At 65.0% G+C, this 6,660-nt stretch carries 8 protein-coding genes; 4 read left to right on the forward strand and 4 right to left on the reverse strand.

Annotation, left to right across the window (positions count from 1 at the left end; translation table 11 throughout):
* Window positions 1-84: 84 nt before the first annotated feature.
* From ACE3P6_RS00880 to ndk, 4 genes are all read right to left on the reverse strand, one after another.
* Complete coding sequence (locus ACE3P6_RS00880) at window positions 85-870, reverse strand: helix-turn-helix transcriptional regulator (protein WP_374391092.1); 786 nt, start codon at window positions 868-870, stop codon at window positions 85-87.
* 173 nt (window positions 871-1,043) lie between these two features.
* Window positions 1,044-1,712, reverse strand: coding sequence for a phosphoglycolate phosphatase (gene gph, locus ACE3P6_RS00885; RefSeq protein WP_374391093.1), 669 nt, complete (start codon window positions 1,710-1,712; stop codon window positions 1,044-1,046).
* Window positions 1,705-2,394, reverse strand: a complete 690-nt coding sequence (gene rpe / locus ACE3P6_RS00890; protein ID WP_374391094.1) for a ribulose-phosphate 3-epimerase — start codon at window positions 2,392-2,394, stop codon at window positions 1,705-1,707. Before rpe ends, gph begins: the two co-directional genes overlap by 8 nt.
* A 172-nt stretch (window positions 2,395-2,566) precedes the next feature.
* Entirely contained in the window at window positions 2,567-2,989 is a 423-nt protein-coding gene (ndk, locus tag ACE3P6_RS00895) for a nucleoside-diphosphate kinase (RefSeq protein WP_374391095.1), read from the reverse strand.
* Between the two features lie 159 nt (window positions 2,990-3,148).
* Here ndk and ACE3P6_RS00900 point away from each other — a divergent pair, with 159 nt between their 5' ends.
* From ACE3P6_RS00900 to ACE3P6_RS00915, 4 genes are all read left to right on the forward strand, one after another.
* Window positions 3,149-3,421, forward strand: coding sequence for a hypothetical protein (locus ACE3P6_RS00900; protein WP_374391096.1), 273 nt, complete (start codon window positions 3,149-3,151; stop codon window positions 3,419-3,421).
* A 60-nt stretch (window positions 3,422-3,481) separates the two neighbouring features.
* Complete coding sequence (locus ACE3P6_RS00905) at window positions 3,482-5,332, forward strand: ABC-F family ATP-binding cassette domain-containing protein (RefSeq protein WP_374391097.1); 1,851 nt, start codon at window positions 3,482-3,484, stop codon at window positions 5,330-5,332.
* Window positions 5,333-5,555: 223 nt separating this feature from the next.
* Window positions 5,556-6,176, forward strand: coding sequence for a MarC family protein (locus tag ACE3P6_RS00910; RefSeq protein ID WP_374391098.1), 621 nt, complete (start codon window positions 5,556-5,558; stop codon window positions 6,174-6,176).
* A 51-nt stretch (window positions 6,177-6,227) separates the two neighbouring features.
* Window positions 6,228-6,660 (forward strand): TIGR02281 family clan AA aspartic protease (locus tag ACE3P6_RS00915; RefSeq protein ID WP_374391099.1); only part of this gene is annotated, 433 nt, incomplete at its 3' end.

Here is a 6,660-nt window from a genome sequence, read left to right on the forward strand (position 1 = left end):
CCTTGAACCTCAGCCTTCTGCTCCTGCACCGCAGCCTTTCATGCAGACCGCGGCTGCGGTGCGGGTTGTCGAATCTGCCAGGCCTCAGCGTGCCGCCTGGGCCACTTCGGGAAGGCGCTGGAAAATCATGTTCAGCAGCGCGCCCTTCGCCACCGCCTGCGCCGTGGTCTCGACCGCCAGCGCCTCGCGCGCAAGACGCAGGTGCTTTTCGACCATCGCGGGCGAGACACCCATCAACAGCGCCACGTCCTGCGTCGTCTTGCCATCGGCCACCCATTCCAGTGCTTCGCGCTGGCGCGGGGAGAGCGCCCGGTGGCGGCTGAGCTGGGGCAGATGCACGATCGTCAGGTGCATCATGTTCGCCACCGCCATGATCTCATCCTTGCGGGCAGCGAACAGTGCATCGACGGCATCGGGTGTGAGGCCCGGATCGGCGATCAGCCCCAGCGCGCCCTTTGACCGCGCGGACACCTCGGGGAAACTGACAGTGATCCCGGCGACAATCCCCATCGCCGCGTTCTGCCGCACGGAGTCGGCCTCTTCCGCCGACAGCCGCCCGGCCTCGAAAGCCTCTTTCACCCAGGACCAGGTGCAGGCCCCAGAGTTGTGCTCGGCCCAGCGGAAGACCGGGGTCTTCGCATAGAAGCCGCCCTGGAAGTAGCGCTTGACGTAATCGGCGTCGCAGGTCGAAAGGAACAACGCATCATCCGGGTCTCCGATGGTCTTCAGGTGCTTGAACCGGGTGAACCCATAGTTCACACGCGAAAATCCCAGAGCGGCGAAATACCCGGTCGTCGTGGCCCAGGCGTCGTCGATGCTGGATGAGGTGGCGATCCGGTTCAGCAGCGTCAGAAGTGTGATCTCGGTCATGATGCGTATCCCTGTTGCCCGCTCTGCCCGCGCCAGTTGTATCCGCCTCGGGCAATCGGAACTTGGACGTGAGATAAGGCCGGTTTCCTTGGCTTGTCTATGCTTGGTACCGTGATTTGGCCGTCAAATCGACCGGATGACGGAAGTTGTCATCGATTCCGGGGCTTTGCAGGCTAAAGACTCGGCGCAAGCTCGTGGATCAGGCGGGGCAGGGTGGCGTGATCGTCAAAGATCATCCTCGCCCCCATCGTCTCCGGCGCGGCCTTCCGGTAGCCACCGGAGAACAGTACAAAGGGGATCTCGGCCGCCCGTGCCGTCTCGGCATCGACCTCGCTGTCGCCGATGAAGAGCGCGTTTCTCGGGCCAAGAGCCTGCAGGGCAGCCCATAGTGGTGCCGGGTCCGGCTTGCGGTGCGGCAGGCTGTCGCCGCCGATCACCACCGGGAACAGGGCGTCCAGCCCGAAATGCCGCAGCACGGCCCGGGTCGCGCCCAACGGCTTGTTGGTGCAAATCGCCAGCTGGTGTCCGGCCTGTGCAAGGTCCGCCAGCGCTGTAGATACAGCCGGGTAGAGTGTCGTCAGATCAAAGGCTTGCTCATAGATGCTGATGAAACCCGCCATCAGTTCGGCATGCAGCGCCGGGTCCGGTTTCAACCCGAAATGGCGCATCGAGCGGCTGACGAGAACACCAAGGCCATTTCCGACGAAGTCCCTTGTGGCTTCCTGAGAAATGCCAGGCAAACCTCTGGCCGAAAAGACAATATTCGCTGCCGCGTGAATCTGCGGCACACTGTCGATCAGCGTGCCGTCCAGGTCGAAGACCAGGTTCAGCGCCTCAGCCAAGCGCCGCCTCGGCGGCCGCGCGGATCGCCCGGATGTTCGCGCCATAGGGGGCCGGATCGTCGACCGAGCCGCCCTTGAACACCGCCGAGCCCGCCACCAGCACATCCGCGCCGACCTTCGTCACCAGCGGCGCCGTGGCAACCGTGATCCCGCCGTCGATCTCGATATGGACCGGCCGGTCGCCGATCATCTGGCGCAGGCGGGCGATTTTCGCGACCTGGCTTTCGATGAAGCTCTGGCCGCCGAAGCCCGGGTTGACCGTCATCACGCAGACCATGTCGACCATGTCCAACAGTTCCGAGACCGCCTCGACCGGCGTGCCGGGGTTGATCGCCACGCCAGCCTTTTTCCCAAGCCCGCGAATGGCTTGCAACGTGCGGTGAATGTGCGGTCCGGCCTCGACATGCGCCGAGATCACATCGGCACCGGCCTTGGCATAGGCTTCCAGATAGGCGTCGACCGGAGAGATCATCAGATGGACGTCCATCACGCCCTTGATATGCGGCCGGATCGCCGCACACATCGCCGGGCCGAAAGTCAGGTTCGGCACGAAATGCCCGTCCATCACGTCGACATGCACCCAGTCCGCGCCCTGAGCTTCAATCGCGCGACATTCCGCACCAAAATTGGCGAAGTCGGCGGCAAGGATGGAGGGGGCGATCTTGATCCTACGGTCGAACATGAGCAGTCTCCCTTTGTTGGCCGCGTCATATCCCGGTCGTTCCAGCCTTTCCAGCGCCCAGTATATTACATAATACGGATTATGCGAATACCGCTATCGCCCGCGCGTGACCCCCGTCCAAATGAAAACGGCCCGGTCCGCCGACCGGGCCGCCCTATCCGTGCTGAAGCGATCAGCCGACCAGCTCAAGGCCCGAGAAGAAGAATGCGATCTCGCGCGCGGCCGAGGCTTCCGAGTCCGAGCCGTGGACCGAGTTCTCGCCCTTCGACAGCGCGAAGTCCTTGCGGATCGTGCCCGCGGCCGCAGCGGCCGGGTCGGTCGCGCCCATCACTTCGCGGTTCTTCGCAATGGCGCCTTCGCCTTCCAGCACCTGCACCACGACCGGCTCGGACGCCATGAACGCGCAAAGCTCGCCATAGAAGCCGCGCTCCTTGTGCTCGGCGTAGAAGGCACCGGCCTGGGCGGGCGTCAGGTGGATCCGCTTCGAGGCAACGACGCGCAGGCCCGCTTCCTCGAACTTGGCAACGATCTTGCCGGTCAGGTTGCGCTTGGTCGCATCGGGCTTGATGATCGACAGGGTACGTTCAACGGCCATGTGGCTCTCCATCATTCTGGGGCCGACGCGGCCCTTTTCGGATGGTCGGGCTGCTATCACGCGCGCGAGGCCTTGAAAAGATGGCCTGCGCCCGCTTGACGCATTCCGCCCCTCAAATTACCAAGCTAAACGCTAAGGAATTAGAAACGAGGATACACAATGCTCCGCCTGACCACCCTGATGCTTCTCGCCCTGCCCTCGCTCGCCGCGGCCGAGGACGCCACCCCCTTCACCTACGAGATGTTCGAGGCGGGCGTCACCCATGTCGACATCGAGGTCTGCCCCACCGCGCTTGCCGGGCCGAACCGCTTCTGCCGGGTCACCGTCGTCAACGACAAGATCAACGTCTTCGTCTTCTCCGACCAGGGCGACCAGCCGCTGTTGGCGTTTCAGAGCTTCGATGCCGCCTTGCTGAACGGTTTGATGGACTGATCCGATCCTTCCGCGTGGCTCCCGATTGACGCGGCTGTCCAAACCGGGCAATCGGGCGCCATGCTGAAGATCGAGGACATCACCTACAACGTCGAGGGCCGCCCCCTGTTCGAGGGCGCCTCTGCCACCATCCCCACCGGCCACAAGGTCGGCCTTGTCGGGCGCAACGGCGCGGGCAAGACCACGCTCTTCCGCCTGATCCGGGGCGAGCTGGCGCTGGAGGGCGGTGCGATCACCCTGCCCCAGCGCGCCCGGATCGGCGGCGTGGCGCAGGAAGTGCCGTCGTCGGAAACCTCGCTGCTGGATACGGTTCTGGCGGCCGACACCGAACGCGCGGCCTTGATGGCCGAGGCGGAAACCGCGCATGACGCCCACCGGATCGCGGAAATCCAGCATCGCCTTGCCGACATCGACGCCTGGTCGGCGGAAGGCCGGGCCTCCAGCATTCTCAAGGGTCTGGGCTTCGATGCCGAGGAACAGCTGATGCCCTGCTCCGCCTTCTCCGGCGGCTGGCGGATGCGGGTCGCGCTGGCGGGGGTGCTCTTCGCCCAGCCCGATTACCTGCTCCTGGACGAACCGACCAACTATCTCGACCTCGAAGGCGCGCTCTGGCTGGAAAGCTATCTGCAGAAATATCCCCATACCGTGCTGATCATCAGCCACGACCGCGGCCTTCTGAACCGCGCGGTGCAGGGCATCCTGCATCTCGACAACCGCAAGCTCACCTACTGGCAGGGCGGCTACGACCAGTTCGCCCGCCAGATGGCCGAGCGCCGCGCCGTGTTGCAGGCCGAGGCGAAGAAGGTCGAGGCCCGGCGGGCGCATCTGCAAAGCTTCGTCGACCGCTTCAAGGCCAAGGCGTCGAAAGCCGTGCAGGCGCAAAGCCGGGTGAAGATGCTGGAGAAGCTGACCCCGATCACCGCGCCGGAAGAGGCGAAGAAGGTGGTCTTCACCTTCCCGAAACCCGAGGAACTGGCACCGCCGATCATCAATCTTGATGGCGCTGCCGTGGGCTACGGCGGCCCGCCGGTGCTGCGGCGGCTGAACCTGCGCATCGACCAGGATGACCGGATTGCCCTTCTGGGCAAGAACGGAGAGGGAAAATCCACCCTTTCCAAGCTCTTGGCGGGAAAACTTCAAGCATCCGAGGGCCGCATTGCGCGGTCGTCGAAGCTGCGCATCGGCTATTTCGCCCAGCATCAGGTCGACGAGCTGCATCTGGACGAGACGCCCCTGCAGCACATCATGCGTCTGCGCCCTGCCGAGGGTCAGCCGAAACTCCGCGCGCGCCTCGCCGGGTTCGGCTTGATGGCCGATCAGGCCGACACGGTTGTGGGACGGCTCTCCGGCGGGCAGAAGGCGCGATTGTCCCTGCTTCTGGCCACAATCGACGCGCCGCATCTGTTGATCCTCGACGAGCCGACCAACCACCTGGACATCGAAAGCCGCGAGGCGCTGGTCGAGGCGCTGACCGAATACCCCGGCGCGGTGATCCTGGTCAGCCACGACATGCATCTTCTGGGGCTGGTGGCCGACCGGCTCTGGCTGGTCAAGGGCGGCGCGGTGACGCCCTATACCGAGGACCTGGAGGCTTATCGCCGACAGCTTCTCGCGGGCGACGAGGAAGTTAAGGTCGCCGCAAAACCTGTTGAGAAACCTAGGAAAGCCAGCCGAGATGAAATGCTGGCCCTGAAGGCCGAAGTCCGCAAGTGCGAGGACCGGCTGGGAAAGCTGAACGAGATGCGCGACAAGCTGGCCGCGAAACTCGCCGACCCGGAACTTTATGAAGAGACCCGCAAGGGCGAGCTGGAAACCTGGAACCGGAAATACGCCGAGGTGATGGAAGCGCTGGACAAGGCCGAAGGCCTGTGGTTGGCCGCGCAGGAAAGGCTCGATCTCGCCGCCGCTTGAGGAAATGTATATACGATCTATACGCGAAGTATATACAATCCGGTTGCAATACTGAAAACAATGCCTCTGCCCCGGACCAGCGGCAAGGCGAATGTCTGGCTTTCGAACTCTTCCTTTCATCTTTGCCCAAGTATCCCGGGGGTCCGGGGGCCGGCCCCCGGTTCCGCAGGTTCCGCTTCCCAAACGCCGAGGCACCGCCTAGCCTGAGGCAAAGCGAGGGACCATGCCCGAGACCGCCTTCCTGATCACCGCCTTCGCCACGCTGTTCGTCGTGATCGACCCGCCGGGCCTCGTGCCGCTCTTCATCGCGCTGACCCGTGGCATGGGCGCCGAGAAGCGCCAGGCGATGGCGCGGCGGGCCTGCCTGATCGCGGCGGCGCTGCTCCTGTTGTTCGGCCTCGCGGGTGAGACGATCCTGACCTTCATCGGCATCTCGATGCCCGCCTTCCGCATCGCGGGCGGGATACTCCTCTTTCTCACCGCGCTTGACATGCTGTTCGAGCGCCGCACCCAGCGGCGCGAGGGGCAGCAGGCGGAGCCGGACCATGACCCCTCGGTCTTCCCCTTGGCGACGCCCTTGATCGCCGGGCCGGGGGCGATTGCCTCGGTGATCCTGCTCGTGGGCCAGTCGGGGCCGGGCTGGGGCGGGACCATCGCGGTCCTGGCGCTGATGCTGGCGATGATGGCGGTGACCTACGCCTTCCTCCTCGCCTCGCCGCCCCTGGAACGGATGCTGGGCCGGACCGGGGTGATCGTCATCACCCGGCTGCTGGGGATGCTGCTGGCCGCGCTGTCGGTGCAGTTCGTGATCGACGGGATCAGGGGCACGGGGCTGATCGGCTGATCTTTCCAAGCGGGCGCCCTGCCCCCATATCTGCCCGAACCGGAGGAACGGATGGACGGCGAGACCCTGGCCCGGGTGGGCTATCTGGCGATCATCCTGGTCGCCCTTGGCGGCTGGGTGATGGTGGAGTTCCGGCAGCGGATGGGCCAGGCGCTGCGGATGGCGCTGGCCTGGGGGCTGATCTTCGTCGGCGTGATGGCGGGCTACGGGCTCTGGTCGGACATCCGGCGGGACGTGATGCCGATCCAGGAGGTCGCGCAGGACGGCGCGGTCGAGGTGCCGCAGGCGGCGGACGGGCACTATTATCTGACGCTGTTGATCGACGGGACCGGGGTGCCGTTCATGGTCGACACCGGGGCATCGGGGATGGTGCTGTCGGCGCGGGATGCGGAAAAGCTGGGGATCGACCTTGCAGGGCTGAGCTACCGGGGGCAGGCCAGCACGGCGAACGGGGTGGTCAGGACCGCGCGGGTCACGTTGAAAC

Source organism: Tabrizicola sp., from assembly GCF_041911175.1.
Lineage (GTDB): Bacteria > Pseudomonadota > Alphaproteobacteria > Rhodobacterales > Rhodobacteraceae > Tabrizicola.

What these genes read in the sequence shown, in the direction of transcription:
- ACE3P6_RS00880 (WP_374391092.1), bottom strand. Translation starts at nt 870, where the DNA reads ATGACCGAGATCACACTTCTGACGCTGCTGAACCGGATCGCCACCTCA.
- ACE3P6_RS00900 (WP_374391096.1), top strand. Translation starts at nt 3,149, where the DNA reads ATGCTCCGCCTGACCACCCTGATGCTTCTCGCCCTGCCCTCGCTCGCC.
- rpe (WP_374391094.1), bottom strand. Translation starts at nt 2,394, where the DNA reads ATGTTCGACCGTAGGATCAAGATCGCCCCCTCCATCCTTGCCGCCGAC.
- ACE3P6_RS00905 (WP_374391097.1), top strand. Translation starts at nt 3,482, where the DNA reads ATGCTGAAGATCGAGGACATCACCTACAACGTCGAGGGCCGCCCCCTG.
- ndk (WP_374391095.1), bottom strand. Translation starts at nt 2,989, where the DNA reads ATGGCCGTTGAACGTACCCTGTCGATCATCAAGCCCGATGCGACCAAG.
- ACE3P6_RS00910 (WP_374391098.1), top strand. Translation starts at nt 5,556, where the DNA reads ATGCCCGAGACCGCCTTCCTGATCACCGCCTTCGCCACGCTGTTCGTC.